This window comes from Saccharothrix deserti (assembly GCF_009769385.1).
GTDB lineage: Bacteria > Actinomycetota > Actinomycetes > Mycobacteriales > Pseudonocardiaceae > Actinosynnema > Actinosynnema deserti.
This window is the reverse complement of sequence record NZ_VKAB01000026.1, coordinates 81,266-99,673: the sequence shown is the minus strand read 5'-3', so window position 1 is coordinate 99,673 and position 18,408 is coordinate 81,266. Positions and strand designations below refer to the sequence as shown.

Genomic DNA, 18,408 nt, shown 5'->3' with positions numbered 1-18,408 from the left:
GTATGTGTGGATCTGGGACTGAGCGGTCGCGTGGCGTTGGTCGCCGCGGCGACGAGTGGCCTGGGGTTGGGTATCGCCCGCGAGCTGGCGGCCGAGGGGGCGATCGTGTCCGTGGCCGGTCGGTCGCCGGATCGGCTGGCGGCGGCCGTGGAGGAGCTGAAGGCGGTGTCGCCGACCGGGACGGTCGGCGGGGTGTCGCTGGACGTGCGCGACGAGGAGGCCGTGCGGGCGTGGGCGGATGACGTGGCCGCCGAGCACGGGCGGCTGGACGTGGTGGTGACCAACGCCGGCGGGCCGGGGTCGGGTGTGGCGTCGTCGCACGGCGTGGCCGACTACCGGGCGGCGTTGGAGTTGAGCCTGTTGTCGGCGGTGTCGCTGGTGTCCGCCGGGTTGCCGCACCTGCGGCGCAACGGGTACGGGCGGGTGTTGTTCGTGACGTCGCAGTCGGTGAAGCAGCCGATCGAGGGCCTGGCGCTGTCGAACACCGTGCGGCCCGGGTTGTTGGGGTACGCGAAGTCGTTGGTGCAGGAGGTCTCGGCGGAGGGCATCACGGTGAACGTGCTCGCGCCGGGGATGACGCGGACACCGGAGCTGGAGGCGTGGGCATCGACCCTGCCCGACGGTCTGGCCGGGCTGGCGTCGGACATCCCCGTGGGTCGGGTGGGTGAGACGGCGGAGTTGGGCGCGCTGGCGGCGTTCCTGGCCAGTCCCCGGGCCGCGTTCATCACCGGCGCGGTGATCCCGATCGACGGCGGCGCGAGCCGGGGCCTGCTCTGACTCACCGTCCGCGCACGACGTACCGGTGAGTCTTCCTGTCTCGGAACCCACCTCCCGCGTACCTTCCGCTGCCGGTCGTGCGGCACGCACCTCGCCTGCGCGGACTTCGCCTGAGGCACCCGAGGCTCAGCGGCGGGCGCCCAGGCTTCGGCGTGGGCGTGCGGGTGGTGGTGGGGTTTCGGTTTCGGTGGTCAGGCCGGTGTAGGTGGCCAGCCAGCCCGTGGCCCGGTAGTCGCCGCGTCGGGTGAACACGGCTACTCCCGTTTCGGTCTCTGTCGGCTCGTCGTTCTCCGGGTACGTGATGGTCGACGCTGACGTCGCGGGCGTGGTCCAGGTACGGCCTCGCCAGGCGATGGCGGTCGCGCCCGTGCCGTTGGTGACGGTGGCGTTGTCGTCGTGCGCGGTGAGGGTGTAGTTGGTGGTGCGTTCGCGCAGCAGGGCGGTGTAGCCGGCGTGGTCGAGGACGCAGCCCGCCGGTGAACGGCCCGGCTGCCAGTCCGGTGCGCGGACGCCGCGTGCGACCGCCGTGCGCCACAGGTCCGGCACGACGTCCCGCAGGTGGGCGCGGGTGGCCATCTCCTCGCACATCCACAGGAGCCTGCCCGCGCCACGGACCGGTGCCAGGTGCCGCCAGCGGACGCGGTGGTCGAGGTCGGCGGCCACCACGGCGATCCACGGGTGCACGGTGCCGAGCACGCCCTGCGCGGCCAGCCACGCCAGGAACCGCGGCGCCTGCTCGTACACCGGGTGCAGGGTGGCCATCGGGATGCCGCCTGCCACTCGTCGTCCCGACCTGCCCGGTTTCGTGGTCTCGAACAGGTGCGGTGAGCGGGCCGCCAGCAGCAGTGCCGCCCAGGCCAGGTCGCCGGGCGCGGTGGTCGTCTGCGAACCCAGGCCCTTGACCGACGTGGTGTTGGTGATCTGCGACGTCTTGCCGCCCGCCTTGATCACCGTGGCCACCGCCGGCCGCACCGGTTCCGGCACCGGGATGCCGGCCAGGTCCCGCACCGCGACCGACAGCACCAGGCTGAGCGCGTTCTCCGCCTCGTCCGGGTCGTGCGGCACGGGCAGCAGGCCGAGGGTGCGGCGCAGCCGGTGACCGGTGTGGGTGGACACCATCATCCGCGCGGTCAGCCGGCCGAGTTCGGTGATCGTCAACCGGCCGTCGGTCGAGGTCAGGTGACCTTCGTCCACCAGGAACGACACGGCCTCCTGCACCGGTTCGAGGTCGTCGTCGCCCTGGGCGTGCGCCAGCGTCTCGACCCACCACGCCTGCGCGTCGTCCACCGTGCCGATGCGGCCCTGGAGCACTTCGGCGAGCACGTGGTCGGGCAGCGAGTCGCGGATGCGCGAGTAGACGGAGTAGCCGGCCACCAGCCGGGTCTGCCAGTCGGCGCGCTGCGTCTCGTCGACGACCAGGTACGACCAGCCCTCGGTCTCACCTGCGCCGATGCGCCCGGCCCGGCCGAACATCTGGAGCACGGTGGAGGTGTCGATCGGTTCGCCGCCGATCGAGACGTCGCGCACGATCACCGCCCGTGCGGGGAGGTTCACGCCGGCGGCCACGGTGGACGTCGCCACCAGGACGTCTGCCTCACGTGCCCGGAACGCCCGTTCGGCGGCGTGTTTGTGCTCGTAGTCTGCATAATGCATACGAACACCGACCTCCGCGCAGACCTTGGTCAGGCCGTCGATGTCGTCGGCGGCGACGGTGTGCACGGGGGCGCCTCGGTCGGCGGCGATCGCCATCGCGGTGGAGCGGACGTTGCGCTTGGAGCCGCAGAACACCAGCACGCTGCCGCCCTCGGCGGTGTGGCGCTGGGTGAGGTCGAGGACGGCCTGTTCGCGCAGGCGGTTGTTCGCGGCGAACCCGGAGGCGGCCGGGACCGTCGGCAACTGCCACGTGACGCGGGACGGTCGCCAGGTGGTGGCCACGAGGTCGGCTTCCAGCCATTCGGCGACTTCGGCGGCGTTGGAGACGGTCGCGGACAGGCCCACGATCCGGACCGGTGAGTCGGTGCCGCGCACGCGCGCCAGCAGGGCTTCGAGCAGCGCGCCGCGACCGGGACTGCCGAGCAGGTGGATTTCGTCCACAACCAGACAACCGACCTCCCCGAGGGCGGCCTGGAGCGAGCTGGCGCGGCAGATCGCCTCGAACTTCTCCGTGGTGGCGACCCACAGGTCGGCCGCTTTGACCGCTTCGACGTCGACGGCGTACTCGCCGGACAGGCGTTCGACCCGCAGGCCCTGGCTGCGCCAGGTTTCCAGTTCGCGGTCGAGCTCGTCGGTGAGGGAGCGTTGCGGGACGAGCCAGGCGGCCTTGCGGCCCTCGTCCAGGATGGCTTTGAGCACGGCGAGCATGCCCATCGCGGTCTTGCCCGCGCCGGTCGGTGCGGTGATCAACAGGTGGGAGTCGCCGTCCACCAGGTGGGGTGCGGCCTGCGCCTGTGCGGGGTTGAGCACGGGAAACGGCAGGAACCGCGCCCAGTCGGACGGCACGTGCCGCTCCACCGGAACCGGGTCGGGGACGTCGCCGGGGACGACCGGTTCGTGCAGGTCCCACAGCATTTCGAAGGCGAGGCGGGCCGCCCGGGCGCCCTCGCCGACCACCGCCTCGCACCGTTCCGGCACCACGCCGCCGACATCGGACAACCAGGCCGACGCGGAGGTCGCGGACACCTCCTCCTGCTCCAACCAGTGCCGCACGGCCCGGAACGGCACCCCGGCCTCGCCGAGACGCGCCCGCAACCGGTCGAACTCGGGGCGGTCGGGCAACACGACCCGCGCGTCCACCCCCGGCGGGATGTCGGGCACGTCGAGCGCGGGGTCGACCGTCTTGCACCACCACACGGGCCGCGATTCGAGCGCCGCCAACGCCGGTGGCAACACCGGTGCGCCCGCCGTCCGGGTCGTGGGCGCGACCTCCGAGCCGCTGAGGATCGACCGGATCCGTGCCGCCATCGCCACGGTGGAAACCCGCCGAGCCGTCCGGGTCGGGCCGGCTGCCGCAGTGCTCGTCGCGGTGCTCGTCGCAGTGCTCGCTGCGGGGATCGCCGGCTCGACCTCGGCGTCGGGTGGACCTGACGGCGCCTCGGCCCGCCGCCTTGACCCCTGCTCCGGATTCGGGCTGGTCCGCGGCGGTGACTTCCGCTGCGGCACCGGTCGTTGCCCCGAATCCCCATCTGGTCGCGGCGTCAGATCCGGTCCCGGCGCGGGAACGGTGACGTCGGCACTCTCGGGAGCCGCGGAGCTGGGCTTACGTCCGCGTGGCGGGGTCTGGCGGGGGCTCTGGGGCGGTTTCGCGGTCGGCCGGCGGACGGTGCGGGAGCTGCGGGCCAGGGCTTCCAGCTGGGCGTCTTCCGCCAGGCGGCGCGACACGGCGTCCGGGCGCAGCTCGCCCAGCACGGAACGTTGCGCGAGCTTCAACTCCCGCAGCGTGAACGACGCGGGGCACGCGGGGCACACGACAGCGGCCTGCAACTGCTGACGGCCCCGGTCCGGGTGGGCGCGGTACAGGCCGTGGATCTCGCCTTCGCACTTCGGGCACCGGCGCTCGATGGGCACCGGGGACAGCTGCCAGCCCGGCTCGGCGTACCGCGCGATCGCGGGCTCCGGGCGGACACCCCACCTGGCCTCCACGACCCCGGCGACCGACGTGTCCACCACGGGCGACCCGTCCTCCACTCATCGCCTCCGTCCCGGCCGCGGGCAGTCGACCCCGGCGGCCGACACGTGATGCTATGCCGAGCGGTGCCCACGAGGCCTGGACGGCAGGCCGGCGGGCGGGGCGCGTCAGGCCGGGTTGGTGACCACCAGCACCGGGATGTGCTGCTCCTCCTCCGTCAGCGAGCCGTGGTGGCCGACGAACGTGGTCAGACCCGGCTCGACCACCGAACGGACCACCGCCAGCGAACCCCTCGCCGCCACGACCAGGTCACCGATCCGCGGCAGCACGTGGTCCGCTACCCGAGGGCCGAACCAGCCCGCGGCGACCGCCTCCGACCGTGACGCGATCCACGCCCGGTCACCCAAGCGCTCGGTCCACCGGGACCGCACCCCGTCCACGGCGGACGTGTAGACGTGCCGGACCCGCGCCTCACCACCCAGCACCCGCACACCGTCCTGCAACACGGCATCCGCGTCGAAGTCCACCCGGTCGTCCGCCGGCACCATCCCGTGATCAGCCGTCACCACCAACGCACCCCCGGGCGGCAGACCGTCCGCGACCGCCGCCGCCAACCGGTCGACGAACCGCAACTGCCACCGCCACGGCGCACTCCCCGGCCCGTACACGTGCCCGAGCGCGTCCAGGTCCGCGTGGTACGCGTAGCAGAGCACCCGGTCCTCCGACCGCAACGCCTCCGACACCCGCGTCACCAGATCACCGAACCCGAGCACACCCTGGAACCGCCCACCCCGCAGCACCGCCCGCGACAGCCCGCTGCCCTGCTGGTCCCGGGGCAGCACGAGCCGCACCGCCACCCCGGCGTCAGCCGCCACCTCGAACGCCGTCCGCCGAGGCTGCACGTCCTCCGGCACGAGCACCGTGCGCAGGTCGACGTGCTCCGGCACCCCGTACCGGGTCCACCGCAACGCGTTCAGCACCTCGTCCCCGTCCGCGAACGAGTACCCGACCAACCCGTGCTCACCGGTCGGCACCCCGGTACCCAACGCCGCCAGGCTGCTCGCCGTGGTCGACGGGAACCCGGCCGTGATCGGCGAACCGGCCAACGAAGCCAGGAACGGCGCGTCGGCCTCGTGCTCGCGCAACAACCGCCACCCGAGACCGTCCACGAGCAGCACGCACACCCGCGACGGGCCGGAGATGCCCAGCACGTCGACCATCCCGGGCACCCCCAGCCCGGCGAGCAACGACGGCACGACGTCGGCGAGCGAACCGCCCCCGTACCGGGGCACCAGCGGGTCCATGGCAGACGACCCTAGTCCGCGGGTGATGATGTCCGGCGTGACCACCGAGGCGTTCGAGGCCTGGCAGACCGAGGTCGAGCACTCCCGGCGCATCGAGCGCGAGGCCGAATCCCTCGACGTCACCGGCTACCAGGCCCGCCGGGGCGAGGAGGTGTCGCTGCGCCTGGTCATGCTCCACCTCGTCCACGAGTACGCCCGGCACAACGGGCACGCCGACTTCCTGCGCGAAGGCATCGACGGCACGGTCGGCGCCTGAAGGCTCCATCTCCGTAGAAGCGGTGCGCGGGCAGCCCGGCGCGAGGGTGCATCGGCGGTGCAGGCCGGGCACCGTCAACGGCGGCATGCACCTCCACCACGCCCCGAAGACGCGATCCGAGTGCCTGGTGCCCCGCCAACTCCCGGGCGACGCCTCCCAGTTCACCGGCCGCGAGCACGAACCGGCGTGGCTCGACACCCGAGCGGGCCGCATCGACATGTGCGGGCGGCAGCCGATCGTGCCAGGTGGCGTCCATGTGGGTCCAAGACTCCAGGCCGGCGCGGTCACCGGGCAGTGCGGTCACCAGGCAGTGCGCGGGGGCGTGCCGTGTCGCAGGAGCTCGATGTCCGACGGCTCGAGTTTCGGGTGTCGGTGATCAGAGCTAGCGTCAGGTGCATGCCGTCGACCGACCACCCCGCGGACGACCTGGACCTGCTGGACGCCTACTGGCGTGCGGCCAACTACCTCTCCGTCGGGCAGATCTACCTGCTCGACAACCCGCTCCTGCGCGAACCCCTGCGTCCCGAGCACGTCAAACCCCGCCTCCTCGGGCACTGGGGCACGACCCCCGGCCTCAACCTGTTCTACGCGCACATGAACCGCGCGATCCGGCAACGCGACCTGAACGCCCTGTACGTCACCGGGCCCGGCCACGGTGGGCCAGGCCTGGTCGCGAACGCCTACCTGGAGGGCACCTACAGCGAGGTCTACTCGGGCATCGGTGAAGACCTGGACGGGCTGCGCGCGCTGTTCCGCCAGTTCTCCTTCCCCGGCGGCATCCCGAGCCACGTCGCGCCGGAGACGCCCGGCTCGATCCACGAAGGCGGCGAACTGGGCTACGCCCTCCTGCACGCGTACGGCGCGGTGTTCGACAATCCCGACCTGTTGGCGCTGTGCGTGGTCGGTGACGGTGAGGCGGAGACCGGGCCGCTGGCCGCGAGCTGGCACTCGAACAAGTTCCTCGACCCGGCCCGTGACGGCGTCGTGCTGCCCGTCCTCCACCTCAACGGCTACAAGATCGCCAACCCCACCGTGCTGGCGCGCATCCCGGACGACGAGCTGGCGTCGTTGCTGCGCGGCTACGGCCACACACCGCACTTCGTCGTCGGCGACGAGCCCAAGGCCGTCCACGAACAGCTCGCGTCCACATTGGACACAGTGTTGGACGACATCGCCGAGATGAAATCCGCGAGACAACGCCCGCCGTGGCCCATGATCGTGCTGCGCACCCCGAAAGGCTGGACCGGACCACGAGAGGTGGACGGTCACCCGGTCGAGGGAACGTTCCACGCCCACCAGGTACCGCTCGCCGCCACCCGCACCGACGCCGGGCACCGCGCCCAACTGGAAGAGTGGCTGCACAGCTACCGCCCGGAGGAGCTGTTCGACGACAACGGCCGGCTGATCCCCGAACTGCGGGCCCTCGCGCCGACGGGGGACCGGCGGATGAGCGCCAACCCGCACACCAACGGCGGCCGGCTGCTGCGCGACCTCAGGATGCCCGACTTCCGCGACCACGCGGTGACCGTGGAGCGACCCGCCGTCGACAGCGACGAGGCGACGAAGGCGCTCGGCGCGTTCCTCCGCGACGTGGTGCGCCTCAACCCGGACAACTTCCTGGTCATGGGCCCGGACGAGGTCGCGTCCAACCGGCTCTCCGCGCTGTTCGAGGTGACGGGCCGAAAGTGGCGTGCGGCGACCGTGCCCGGCGACGAGCGCCTCGCGCCGGACGGCCGGGTGCTGGAGGTGCTGTCCGAGCACCTGTGCCAGGGCTGGCTGGAGGGCTACCTGCTCACCGGCAGGCACGGCCTGTTCACCAGCTACGAGGCGTTCATCCACATCGTCGACTCGATGCTCAACCAGCACGCCAAGTGGCTCAAGACGACCCGCGTCATCCCGTGGCGCGCGCCGCTCGCGTCGCTGAACTACCTGCTGTCGTCACACGTCTGGCGGCAGGACCACAACGGGTTCAGCCACCAGGACCCCGGCTTCCTCGACCACGTGATCAACAAGAAGGCCGAGATCGTCCGCGTCTACCTGCCGCCGGACACCAACACGCTGCTGTCGGTGGCCGACCACTGCCTGCGCAGCCGGCACTACGTGAACGTGATCGTGGCCGGCAAGCAGCCCGCGCTGACCTACCTCGACATGCCCGACGCGATCGCCCACTGCGCGCGCGGCCTGGGCATCTGGGACTGGGCGGGCACCACCGAGGGCGAGCCGGACGTGGTGCTGGCCTGCGCGGGCGACATCCCGACGTTGGAGGCGCTGGCCGCCGCGAAGCTGCTGCGCGAGCACCTGCCGGAGCTGAAGGTGCGCGTGGTCAACGTCGTGGACCTCATGCGCCTGCAACCGGACACCGAACACCCGCACGGCCTGCCCGACCGCGATTTCGACGCCCTGTTCACCACCGACAAGCCGGTGATCTTCGCCTTCCACGGCTACCCGTGGCTCATCCACCGCCTCACCTACCGCCGCAGGAACCACGTCAACCTGCACGTGCGCGGCTACAAGGAGGAAGGCACCACGACCACCCCGTTCGACATGGTGATGCTCAACGACCTGGACCGGTTCCACCTGGTCATGGACGTGATCGACCGTGTGCCCGCGCTGGGCGGCGCGGCGGCGTCGTTGCGCCAGCGCATGTCGGACGCCCGGCTGTCGGCGCTCCAGCACACGCGCGAACACGGCGAGGACGACCCGGCGATCGCCGACTGGACGTGGAGTTGACGTGCGGGTCCTGATCGTCAACGCGGGCTCGTCCAGCCTGAAGCTGCGGCTGCTGGCGGCCGACGACGAGGTGGAGCGCACCGCCGACGTCGAACCGGACGCCGCGCAACTCGGCGACGTGCTCGAGGACTGGCCGAAGCCGGACGCCGTCGGTCACCGCGTGGTCCACGGCGGCACCCGGTTCACCGACCCGGTCGTCGTCGACGACCTCGTCCGCCGGGCGCTGTTCGACCTGACCGCCCTCGCGCCCCTGCACCAGCCGAAATCGTTGGCCGGGCTGGACGCGGTGGGCGACCTGCTCCCGGACGTCCCGGCGGTCGCGTGCTTCGACACCGCGTTCCACACCACCATCCCCGCCGCGGCGACCACTTACGCCGTGCCGAAGGAGTGGCGCGACCGGTACGCCATCCGGCGCTACGGCTTCCACGGCCTCTCCCACGCCTACAGCGCGCGGCGCGTGGCCGAACTGCTGTCGCCCGGCCTGCGGCTCGTCACCTGCCACCTGGGCGCGGGCGCGTCCCTGACCGCGATCGCCGACGGCCGCAGCATCGACACCACCATGGGCTTCACCCCGCTGGAAGGCCTGGTCATGGCCACCAGGTCGGGCACGGTCGACCCCGGTCTGGTGCTGTGGCTGGAGGAGCACGAGAACCTGCCACCGCACGAGGTCGCCACCGTGCTGGAGAAGCGCTCCGGCCTCACCGCCCTGGCCGGCACCGGCGACATGCGCGAGATCGACGCCAAGGCGGCCGAAGGCGACCCCGACGCGGTGCTGGCACTGGACGTTTACACCCACCGGCTGGTGGCGGGCATCGCCGCCATGACCGCAGCTCTCGGCGGCCTCGACGTCCTCGCGTTCACCGGCGGCGTGGGCGAGAAGTCCGCCACCGTCCGCCGACGTGCCGCCGAACGCCTGGGTTTCCTCGGCGTCACCGTCGACGCGGACCGCAACGAGCACGTCGACGGCGACACCGACATCACCGGCCCGGACGCCGCCGCCCGGACCCTCGTCGTCACCGCACGCGAAGACCTGGAGATCGCGCACGGCACCCGCCGGGCGCTCAGCCGGTGATCGGCTTCCCGTTGCCGAGGAACGGGTTGCGCCGGAACGCGAACCACGCGTACCAGAGCATCGCCAAGAACACGGCCGCCCCGCCGAACACCAACACCTGCAACGGGGCCGGCGGGCGCGACACCTGGCTCAACACCACCGACAACACCGTGGTACCGAGCCCCGTGCCGCACAGCAGCCCGGTGGCCAGGTGGTAGGCCGGGCGGGAGTGCACATTCGTGCGCCACCGATTCCGCCCGCGCACCCAGCTCTCCCAGTGCAGCACGTCGGACGCGGGCAACGTCGAGCCGGACGGCACGTCCTGGTCGGGCTTGAGGAGCGCGTTCACCTTCTGCTCCAGCTCCCACAGGAACCACCGCGCCCGCCCTAACCGCTGCACCTCGCCGAACCAGACGAACCACAGGAAGACCAGCAACACCGGCGCCAGGCTCAGGATGCCGGTCCGCACGGGCACGTTCGACCACGACGCCAGCAGACCCGAGTAGATCACCGCGATCGCGGCCAACCCGTACGTCATCACGGTCTGCTGCGTCGACACCGCCGCCACCAGCTCGGTGCGGATGGTGTTGTACTCCGCGAGCATGAACGCGAGCCGTGCCTGCGCCCGGTCCACGAACGGCTCCGGCTCCGGGCGTGACTTCCAGAACCCCACGACGACTCCCCTCCCGCGCACCTGTGGAAACACAGTGTTCACGACCGCGGCGCTCCGCTAGGGTCGAACGCAAGACCTTGGACGGGGGCGCCCATGGCCGACAACACCTTCACGCCGCCGGGTCCGGCGGACTTCTTCCCGCCGGCGATCTTCGGCTGGGTGACCAAACCAATGGTCCTCGTCGTGCTGTCGGTGGTGATCATCTCCGCGTTCTTCCTGATCACGAGTCGCAACCTCAAGCTGGTGCCGGGCAGGCTGCAGTTCGCCGCCGAGTCGATCTACGACTTCGGCCGCAACTCGATCGCCCGTGAGCAGATCGGCGCCAACGACTTCCGGCCGTACGTGCCGCTGATCGTGTCCCTGTTCACGTTCGTGCTGGTGAACAACATCTTCGGGATCGTGCCGCTGGTGCAGTTCCCGACCATGGCGCACATCGGCTTCCCCGCCGCGGTCGCGCTGCTGATCGTGTTCCCGCTCTACCACTTCGTCGGCATCCGGCGGCACGGCCTCGTCGGCTACCTGCGCAACCAGTTCGTCATCCCGGACGTGCCGAAACCGGTGCTGTGGCTGCTGCTGATCCCCACCGAGGTGATCCTCAAGTTCTTCTTCGACCCGGTGAACCTGGCGATCCGGGTGTTCGCCGCGATGTTCGCGGGCCACCTGCTGGTCATGGTGTTCGTGCTCGGGGGCGAGTTCCTGCTCCTCGAAGCCGATCCGCTGCTGAAACCGCTGGCCGCGGTCAGCTTCGCGCTGGCGATCGGGATCACCATGCTGGAAGCGCTGATCCAGGTGCTGCAGGCGTACATCTTCGCCACCCTGAGCGCCCACTTCATCGGCCGCGCCTTGGCCGCCCACCACTGAACCGGTGCCATGATGGTGGCCTCCGAGCAGGGGAGGCCGCCATGTCCGATCATCGCGCCGACATCGAGGCGAAGGTCCCCGACGTGACCGCGATCCCGCTGGGCGACCTCGCCGCGATCCCGGCGGAGCAACTGGCGGACGCTCTGCGGCTCGTGGTCAGCCGGACCCTGACGGGGTCGGAGGTGCAGAGCCAGGTCGAATAGGGCCGGTCAGATTCCGCCGGGTGTGGTCGGCGAGGGCTTCAGCGCTCACTGGCGGTAGCGCCTCGAAGATCCGCAGCGCCTCAACCCAGCACGACGCCGCGTCGTCCCGGCCCAGGTCGCGGTAGGTGGTGCCCAGCTCATCCAGCACGCGGCCCACGCTGTGGGCCGCTCCGAAGCCGCGGAACGTCCGCGAGACCCTGTTCGCACGCCACAGCCGCGCCCGGTCCTGGAGTTCCGGCGGGATGTGCTCGCTCGCCACACCCAGCGCGCGGAGCAGCCCGGCCGGCGGCGGCAGCCCGTCGACCGCGATCGGCCGGGCCTCCGGCGAGGCCGCACAACCGGGTGCCTAGCGCGGTGTGATGCCGTTCAGCACGGTTTTCACCAGCGACTCGACGTATCCCGGCGGCACTTCCACGGGCGTGGTCGTGCCGCGGTAGAGGCGGGGGAGGACCAGTTCGTGGCACGCGCCGATGACCAGGGTGGCGACCGCGTCGAGATCGGTGTCCGCCGCGACCCGGCCCCGGTCCTGCTCGGTGCGCAGGTACTCGGCCAGCGCCGCGTGCAGGCCGCGTCCGTCCGCCATCGGGTTCGGCAACGCCTCGAACCGGGCGAACACCTCCGGTTGCCCCACCAGACCGGCGAACGCGGGCAGGAACGCCGCGTGCACGGCCAGGGCGTGCGTGACGAAGGCGTGCAGGTTCTCGGCTAGCGAGCCGTCGGTGGCCGGCTTCCCGATGCGCCGCTCCACCGCGCGGACGTGCTCGTGCAGGGCGAGCGCGAGCAGTTCTTCCTTGTCCGCGAAGTGGTTGTAGAGCACGCCGACCGCCACGTCGGCCGCGCGGGCGATGTCGCGGACGGTGAGCCCGGCGGTGCCGCGTTCGGCGATGAGGCGGGTGGCCGCGGCGATCAGGTGGTCGCGCAGGCTCACGTCGCCGTCACGCAGTGCTGCTGCTCGTCGCGGTGCCATCGTGCTGCATCGTAGGCGGTAGGTGGAGGTGGAAGCCGTGCCCGGCAGCCTCGGTCAGGAACTCGACCGGGTCGACGACCTGGTCCACGTGCCACACGCCGTTCGGCAGCGCGGGTAGTCGGTTCACCAACAGCGCCGCCACGACACTCGTGGCCCGGCTCTGCCGGCGTCCGCTGAACGCGCACGTCACCCCGCCCGCCGACACGGTCACCGCGAACCCGTCGCTGCCCAGCAGCACGCCGATCTCGACGTCACGTGCGCCGGTCAGCTCTACGGCGTGCCGGGCCAGCAGGTTCGTGACGCCGGGCGCCAAGCCGACGCTGAGCAGCGCGGTCGCGTCACCGTCCAGTGCCTGGATGGCGGAGACGGTTCGGCGGGACGCCGTCACGTCGACGTAGTGCACGCCGCGTTCCAGGCAGGCACGCGCGATCCGGGCGTTGTCGACTTCGGCGCACATCAGCACCGCGTAGGTGCCGTCCAGGGCGCGTTGCACGTCGGCGTCGTCGCGCAGGTCCACGCGCAACGTCGTGGTGCCCGGGACCGCCTTGGCCGGGTTGCGACCCGCGACCACGACCTCGTGCGACGGCGACAGCGACAGCGACGGCGACAGCACGGCCGCCGCCTCGCGACCCACCGCGCCGTAGCCGCCGAAGATGACGATGCGCGCCACCGTCAGGCCGTCGCCGTCACGAGCCGGGCGGTACCGCGCAGCCGCACCGCGTCGGCATCGGCGTAGGGCGTGAGCGCCTCCGCCACGGCTCCCCGGAGTTCGTCCACAGTAGACGGCGGGACGTCGCGCAGGGCGAACTTCACCGGGCCCCAGCCCATGATGAAGTCCGTCGCGTCCGCGACGTCACGGCCCCACACCTGGTCCGCCTCCACCGCCTCGGCCTCGACGTCGGTGAAGCCCGCGCCGATGAGCACGCGGTCGATCACGGCCGGGTCGGACAGCGACAACGGCCCGGAGTCGCTGGACGCCGGCCAGTCGCCCAGCGCCGCGAGCACGTTGGCGAGGTGGCCGAAGTCGCGCATCGACAGGAACGCCAGCCGTCCACCGGGGCGCAGCGCGCTGCGGATGTTGGAGAACGCCGCGACCGGGTCGGCGAAGAACATGATCCCGAACCGGCTCAGCGCGACGTCGAAGGTGTGCGGCGGGAACGGGAAGACCTGCGCGTCGCCCTGCTCGAACACGACGTTGCCGAGGCCTTCCTCCACCGCGGACGCCCGTGCGCGGGCGAGCATCGGGCCGGACAGGTCGACGCCGGTCGCATGTGCGGCGCGGCGGGCCGCCAGCCGGGTGACCTGCCCGTTGCCGCAGCCGACGTCGAGCACCCGGTGGTGCGGCCCGATACCGGCGGCGGTGCGCAGCATGTCGTTGAAACCGCTGTTCACGGCGTCGTAGCGGGCCTGGTTGTCGGCCCAGTGGCTGCCTTCGTACCCGTTCCACGCCTCGGCCTGGTGGGTGTTGAGGATGTTCGGCACGGCGCGATCCCCTCGTTGTGAACGTGTGTTCATGAACAAGCGTTCGCAACGAGGGTGGGTCTTGTCAAGTGATTCCGTGAGCGGGCTATCGTCGCGATCATGACCGTGGTCCGCTCGCTGGTGTTGTTCGTGCTGGCCGCGCTCACCGAGATCGGTGGCGCGTGGCTCGTCTGGCAGGGCGTGCGCGAGCACCGGGGTCTGCTCTGGATCGGCGCGGGTGTGCTGTCGCTCGGCTTGTACGGGTTCGTGGCGACGTTGCAGCCCGACGCCCACTTCGGCCGCATCCTCGCCGCGTACGGCGGGGTGTTCGTGGCCGGATCGCTCGCCTGGGGCGTGATCGTGGACAAGTTCCGGCCCGACCGGTGGGACTACGTCGGCGCGGCGATCTGCCTCGTCGGCGTGGCCGTGATCATGTACGCGCCGCGCCCGTGAGGATCGAGGTCCCGGAGGCGCTGACCGCCTCGTACCACCGCACCGAGTCCGGCCGGGCGTGGCTCGCCGCGCTGCCCGCCCAGGCCGCCGACTTCCTCGAACGCTGGGCGTTGCGGCCGGACGGCCCCACCGCGCACGGCATGGCGTCGCTCGTGCTGCCGGTGGTGCGCGCGGACGGCACGCCCGCCGTGCTCAAGCTGCAACCCGTCACCGAGGACAACGCCGCCGCACCCGTCGGCCTGCGCACGTGGGATGGCAACGGCGCGGTCCGCCTGCTCGACCACGAGGCGGGCGTCATGCTGCTGGAACGGCTGGACGCGAGCCGTCCGCTGTCCACCGTCGCCGACGACACCGCCGCCATGCGCGTCCTCGCCGACCTGCTCGCCCGCCTGGTCGCCGTGCCCGCGCCGCCGGGCGTGCGCCGGCTGACCGACATCGCCGCGGCCATGCTCGACCAGGTGCCGAGCGCCGTCCCGGCGTTGCGCGACCCGGCCGACCAACGCCTGCTGCGCACGTGCGCGTCCGCCGTGGCAGAGCTCGTGGACGACGCGGGCGACCGCCTGCTGCACTGGGACCTGCACTACGACAACATCCTCGCCGGCGACCGGGAACCGTGGCTGGCCATCGACCCCGAACCGCTGGCCGGCGACCCGGGTTTCGACCTCCTGCCCGCCCTCGACAACCGCTGGGACGACGTGGTGGCCACCGGTGACGTCCCCCGCGCCGTCCTGCGCCGCTTCGACCTGCTCACCGACGTGCTGGACCTCGACCGCGACCGCGCCACGGCCTGGACGCTCGGTCGCGTGCTCCAGAACGCGCTGTGGGACATCGAAGACGGCGAAACCGCGCTGAACGCGGTCCAGGTCGCCATCGCCACGGTCCTGCTGCACCGACCGGAACCCGAGGTGTGAGGCACTCGGCCCGACTCGGGGGTGTGACGGCGTGACCTGGCGGGTGTGAGGCACGGTGTGCCTGATCGGACCCGCCTGGTCGGACTCGCCTGATCGGACTCGCCTGATCGGACTCAACGGGCGGGTGGGTTGCCGCGCGGACGGAGGCGGCCCATCGGCAGCGGGGGAGCGGGCAGGCGGTCGCCGGGGTAACCCTCGACCCGGCCGAACCGCTCCGACTCCGCCTGCCACTGGTCGCGGAACGTGACGATCTCGTCGTGGCTGCGGCCGACGAAGTTCCACCACATCACGAGGTCCTCGCCTAGCGGTTCGCCGCCGAGCAGGACCACCCGCGCCGGGACGTCGGCGACGTTGGCCAGGTGCAGCTCGGCCGCACCCACACCGACGTAACCCAACGTGCCGCGCGCGAGCGCTGTGCCCGCGAGTTCCACCGCGCCGACGTCCACCAGCACGCCGTGCTCGAACGCCGGGTCGACGTCGAGCACCAGCCGCGCGCCGGGTTCGAGCACGAGTTCCGCGCCCAGCAACGGCGTGAACGTGCGCACCGGCGACGTCTCGCCCGCGACCGAGCCGAGGAACACCCGCACCGTCGCCCCGTCCAACGCCACCACACCGGGCGCGTAGTGCTGGAAGTCGCGCGGCGCGTCCCGGTGGGCGTCGGGCAGCGCGATCCACAGCTGCACGCCGTGCAGCACGGTCGTCTCCGGGGTCGACACCTCCGAGTGGCAGATGCCGTGCCCGGCGGTCATCAGGTTCAGCTCGCCCGGCCGCACCAGCGCGTGCACGCCCAGGCTGTCCCGGTGCTCGATCTCGCCGCTGAACAGCCAGCTCGCGGTCTGCAGCCCGGTGTGCGGGTGCGGCGCGACGTCCATCCCGCCGCTGAGCGAGACGTCGTCCGGGCCGTAGTGGTCGGCGAAGCACCACGCGCCGATCAGGGACCGCGTCCGCTGCGGCAACGTGCGCCGCACCGACATCGCCCGCGGCCCGCCCAGCGGGACGTCGCGCGGGTCCAGCACCTCGACCGCCGCGACACCGGACGTGCTCTCGCAGATCACCTCGGAGGGGTGGGTCTCCACGTTGCTCATCGCGACCCCGTTCGGACGGCCATCAGGCCATCGTAGGGGTCCGTGCGGGACCACCCCCAGGTTCCGAGCCGTTCCCGGTGGCGGTTCGTCACTTCGGTCGATCGGATGGTTCGGATGGTGGGGAAGGACCAGCGCCGCGGCGGGTCGGGGCGTGGTCGCGGTACAACTCGGTGATCAGGCCGACGACGTCCGGGGTGGCCGGGTGCGGGTCGTCGCGCCACCAGATCAGCCAGACCGGGATCGACGGGGCGTCGCGCACGCGGCGGAAGACGATGCCGGGGCGTCGGTACTGGGCGAGTGTGCTCTCGGCGGTGACCCCGACGCAGCGACCGGTGGCGATCACGGCGAGCCAGTCGTCGACGTCGTGGATTTCCTCCACTCGAGGCCGGCTGTCGGATGGCCACAGTTCGGGCGTGGTCGTCCCGGTGCGGGGGTCGACGGCGAGGACGCGACCGCTGAGGTCGGCGAGACGCAGCTGGCGGCGCCGGGCCATGGGGTCGTCGGCGGCCAGCGCGCAGTAGCGCGACTCCAGGCCGACGACGGCCCGGTCGAACCGCTTCAGGTCGAACCGGCCAGGAGCGGTGTCGGACCACGCGGTGTCGGACGGCGTCCGCACGACGGCCATGTCGCAGGCGCCTTCGGCGAGGCCTCCCGTCGGGGAGTTGGTGCGCACCAGGTGCAGCGAGACGTCGGGGCGCCGTTCGGCCCAGCGGCGCTGGAACTCGAGGGTGTGCTCGCCCATCGCCGCCCACGCGTGGCCGATGCGGAGCCGGCCGTGGCCCGTCTTCGCCTCGCGCGCCAGGTCCTCGACCTCCGCGACCACACGCCGCGCGCGGGCCAGCACGCGCACTCCGGCGGGGGTGAGCACGACCTCCCGGCTGGTCCGGCGCAGCAACCGGACCCCGAGCACGTCCTCCAGGGTGGCGAGTGTGCGCGAGACCGCGGGCTGGGAGATGCCGAGCTCCAGGGCGGCGTCGGTGAAGCCGCCCGACTCGACGATCGCGATCAGGCAGCGGAGGTGCCGCAGCTCCACATCCATGCGTCCAGCGTATAGCTGCAGCACAAGATGCATTTTGCGAATGGCTGACGGCGGCGGATCGTTCGGGGCGTGGACACCAAGACTCGAAGCCGGGCCGCCGCCCCGGCCGCAGGCGATCGCACGGCCGGTGTCGCGCTGATGCTCGGCGGCGCGCTGGCGAACCAGACCGGCGCCGCCGTCGGCGCCCTGGCCTTCCCGGTGATCGGGCCGGTCGGTGTGGTGGCGATCCGGCAGTGGGTGGCCGGGGTGGTCCTGCTGGTCGCCGGACGGCCCCGGCTGCGGTCGTTCACCCGGCGGCAGTGGTGGCCCGTGCTGGCGCTCGCCGCGGTGTTCGCGACGATGAACCTGTCGCTCTACACCGCGATCGACCGCCTCGGCCTGGGGCCGGCGGTGACGCTGGAGTTCCTCGGCCCGCTGGCCGTGGCGCTGGCCGGCTCCCGCCGCCCGACCACCCTGGCCTGCGCGGTGCTCGCCGCCGCCGGGGTGGTGGTCCTGACCCGTCCCCAGCCGACCACGGACTACGTCGGGATCGGCGTGGGACTGCTCGCCGCCGCGTGCTGGGCGGGTTACATCCTGCTCAACCGGACCGTCGGAGCGCGGACCTCGGGCATCGAGGGCGTGGCGGCCGCCGGTGCGCTGTCCGCGCTGGTGTACGTGCCGATCGGGATCGCCGCACTCGTCGCGCACCCGCCGACCCCGGCGGCGGTCGCGTGCGCGGCAGCCGCTGGACTGCTGTCCTCGGCCGTTCCGTTCCTCGCCGACCTGCTCGCGCTCCGCCGCGTTCCCGCCCACTTCTTCGGCGTCTTCATGAGCGTCAACCCGGTGGTCGCCGCGGCCATCGGCTCGGTGTTCCTCGGCGAGACCCCGGGCGCGGTCGACTGGCTCGCCATCGCCCTCATCGTCATCGCCAACGCCGTCAGCGTCCTCGTCAACCAGAGCACCGCACCCGCGGCGACGCCTTCACCTGCGACGGCATCCTGATCCTCGCCACGACGGCGGGGCCAGGACCGGA

16 protein-coding genes and 1 pseudogene are annotated in these 18,408 nt (G+C 72.1%); 9 read left to right on the top strand and 8 right to left on the bottom strand.

All coding sequences use genetic code 11. The features are described from left to right. Nucleotides 1-6: 6 nt before the first annotated feature. Nucleotides 7-777, top strand: a complete 771-nt coding sequence (locus tag FM051_RS34705) for an SDR family NAD(P)-dependent oxidoreductase (protein WP_202919170.1) — start codon at nucleotides 7-9, stop codon at nucleotides 775-777. Between the two features lie 126 nt (nucleotides 778-903). On the opposite strand, the gene FM051_RS34700 is transcribed toward FM051_RS34705, so the two are convergent. Both FM051_RS34700 and FM051_RS34695 read right to left on the bottom strand, forming a co-directional pair. Then, on the bottom strand, nucleotides 904-4,461 hold the full coding sequence (locus FM051_RS34700; RefSeq protein ID WP_158850890.1) for a DEAD/DEAH box helicase: 3,558 nt from the start codon (nucleotides 4,459-4,461) through the stop codon (nucleotides 904-906). A 108-nt stretch (nucleotides 4,462-4,569) separates the two neighbouring features. Beyond that, on the bottom strand, nucleotides 4,570-5,706 hold the full coding sequence (locus FM051_RS34695; protein ID WP_158850888.1) for an alkaline phosphatase family protein: 1,137 nt from the start codon (nucleotides 5,704-5,706) through the stop codon (nucleotides 4,570-4,572). Between the two features lie 31 nt (nucleotides 5,707-5,737). Between FM051_RS34695 and FM051_RS34690 the strand changes: the two are divergent. The 3 genes and pseudogenes from FM051_RS34690 to FM051_RS34680 all read left to right on the top strand — a co-directional run. Then, a pseudogene (locus FM051_RS34690) lies at nucleotides 5,738-5,962 on the top strand (mycothiol transferase); the annotation flags it as partial. A gap of 396 nt (nucleotides 5,963-6,358) precedes the next feature. Continuing rightward, nucleotides 6,359-8,692, top strand: a complete 2,334-nt coding sequence (locus tag FM051_RS34685) for a phosphoketolase family protein (RefSeq protein WP_158850886.1) — start codon at nucleotides 6,359-6,361, stop codon at nucleotides 8,690-8,692. A 1-nt stretch (nucleotide 8,693) separates the two neighbouring features. After that, nucleotides 8,694-9,764, top strand: a complete 1,071-nt coding sequence (locus tag FM051_RS34680) for an acetate/propionate family kinase (RefSeq protein ID WP_158850884.1) — start codon at nucleotides 8,694-8,696, stop codon at nucleotides 9,762-9,764. On the opposite strand, the gene FM051_RS34675 is transcribed toward FM051_RS34680, so the two are convergent. After that, entirely contained in the window at nucleotides 9,754-10,416 is a 663-nt protein-coding gene (locus FM051_RS34675) for a hypothetical protein (RefSeq protein WP_158850882.1), read from the bottom strand. The two genes, FM051_RS34680 and FM051_RS34675, sit on opposite strands and share 11 nt — an antisense overlap. Before the next feature lie 93 nt (nucleotides 10,417-10,509). Between FM051_RS34675 and FM051_RS34670 the strand changes: the two genes are divergently transcribed. Next, nucleotides 10,510-11,277, top strand: coding sequence for a F0F1 ATP synthase subunit A (locus FM051_RS34670; RefSeq protein ID WP_158850880.1), 768 nt, complete (start codon nucleotides 10,510-10,512; stop codon nucleotides 11,275-11,277). Between the two features lie 41 nt (nucleotides 11,278-11,318). Continuing rightward, complete coding sequence (locus FM051_RS34665) at nucleotides 11,319-11,480, top strand: hypothetical protein (protein WP_158850878.1); 162 nt, start codon at nucleotides 11,319-11,321, stop codon at nucleotides 11,478-11,480. Nucleotides 11,481-11,826: 346 nt separating this feature from the next. Here the strand turns inward: FM051_RS34665 and FM051_RS34660 are convergent, their stop codons facing one another. Genes FM051_RS34660 through FM051_RS34650 form a run of 3 tightly spaced genes read right to left on the bottom strand, consistent with a single transcriptional unit; the run spans nucleotide 11,827 to nucleotide 13,929 of the window. After that, complete coding sequence (locus tag FM051_RS34660; RefSeq protein WP_158850876.1) at nucleotides 11,827-12,447, bottom strand: TetR/AcrR family transcriptional regulator; 621 nt, start codon at nucleotides 12,445-12,447, stop codon at nucleotides 11,827-11,829. After that, nucleotides 12,416-13,117 (bottom strand): saccharopine dehydrogenase NADP-binding domain-containing protein, encoded by a 702-nt coding sequence (locus FM051_RS34655; RefSeq protein ID WP_158850874.1) that lies wholly within the window; start codon nucleotides 13,115-13,117, stop codon nucleotides 12,416-12,418. The genes FM051_RS34660 and FM051_RS34655 overlap by 32 nt, the downstream gene beginning before the upstream one ends. A 2-nt stretch (nucleotides 13,118-13,119) precedes the next feature. Next, complete coding sequence (locus FM051_RS34650; protein WP_158850872.1) at nucleotides 13,120-13,929, bottom strand: class I SAM-dependent methyltransferase; 810 nt, start codon at nucleotides 13,927-13,929, stop codon at nucleotides 13,120-13,122. Nucleotides 13,930-14,028: 99 nt separating this feature from the next. Here FM051_RS34650 and FM051_RS34645 point away from each other — a divergent pair, with 99 nt between their 5' ends. Both FM051_RS34645 and FM051_RS34640 read left to right on the top strand, forming a co-directional pair. Next, nucleotides 14,029-14,361, top strand: coding sequence for a YnfA family protein (locus tag FM051_RS34645; protein WP_158850870.1), 333 nt, complete (start codon nucleotides 14,029-14,031; stop codon nucleotides 14,359-14,361). Further along, entirely contained in the window at nucleotides 14,358-15,272 is a 915-nt protein-coding gene (locus FM051_RS34640; protein ID WP_158850868.1) for an aminoglycoside phosphotransferase family protein, read from the top strand. The genes FM051_RS34645 and FM051_RS34640 overlap by 4 nt, the downstream gene beginning before the upstream one ends. Nucleotides 15,273-15,385: 113 nt before the next feature. Here FM051_RS34640 and FM051_RS34635 read toward each other — a convergent pair whose 3' ends face one another. Next, nucleotides 15,386-16,357, bottom strand: a complete 972-nt coding sequence (locus tag FM051_RS34635) for a pirin family protein (protein WP_158850866.1) — start codon at nucleotides 16,355-16,357, stop codon at nucleotides 15,386-15,388. Nucleotides 16,358-16,445: 88 nt separating this feature from the next. Beyond that, nucleotides 16,446-17,396: a LysR family transcriptional regulator gene (locus FM051_RS34630; RefSeq protein WP_158850864.1), complete on the bottom strand. Its 951-nt coding sequence runs from the start codon at nucleotides 17,394-17,396 to the stop codon at nucleotides 16,446-16,448. Nucleotides 17,397-17,465: 69 nt separating this feature from the next. Between FM051_RS34630 and FM051_RS34625 the strand changes: the two genes are divergently transcribed. Continuing rightward, nucleotides 17,466-18,377 (top strand): EamA family transporter, encoded by a 912-nt coding sequence (locus FM051_RS34625; RefSeq protein ID WP_238412869.1) that lies wholly within the window; start codon nucleotides 17,466-17,468, stop codon nucleotides 18,375-18,377. Nucleotides 18,378-18,408: the final 31 nt, after the last annotated feature.

Excerpts from the sequence above, each read along its gene's own strand:
- FM051_RS34695 (WP_158850888.1), bottom strand. The coding sequence starts at position 5,706 with ATGGACCCGCTGGTGCCCCGGTACGGGGGCGGTTCGCTCGCCGACGTC.
- FM051_RS34685 (WP_158850886.1), top strand. The coding sequence starts at position 6,359 with ATGCCGTCGACCGACCACCCCGCGGACGACCTGGACCTGCTGGACGCC.
- FM051_RS34670 (WP_158850880.1), top strand. The coding sequence starts at position 10,510 with ATGGCCGACAACACCTTCACGCCGCCGGGTCCGGCGGACTTCTTCCCG.
- FM051_RS34665 (WP_158850878.1), top strand. The coding sequence starts at position 11,319 with ATGTCCGATCATCGCGCCGACATCGAGGCGAAGGTCCCCGACGTGACC.
- FM051_RS34660 (WP_158850876.1), bottom strand. The coding sequence starts at position 12,447 with ATGGCACCGCGACGAGCAGCAGCACTGCGTGACGGCGACGTGAGCCTG.
- FM051_RS34645 (WP_158850870.1), top strand. The coding sequence starts at position 14,029 with ATGACCGTGGTCCGCTCGCTGGTGTTGTTCGTGCTGGCCGCGCTCACC.
- FM051_RS34635 (WP_158850866.1), bottom strand. The coding sequence starts at position 16,357 with ATGAGCAACGTGGAGACCCACCCCTCCGAGGTGATCTGCGAGAGCACG.
- FM051_RS34630 (WP_158850864.1), bottom strand. The coding sequence starts at position 17,396 with ATGGATGTGGAGCTGCGGCACCTCCGCTGCCTGATCGCGATCGTCGAG.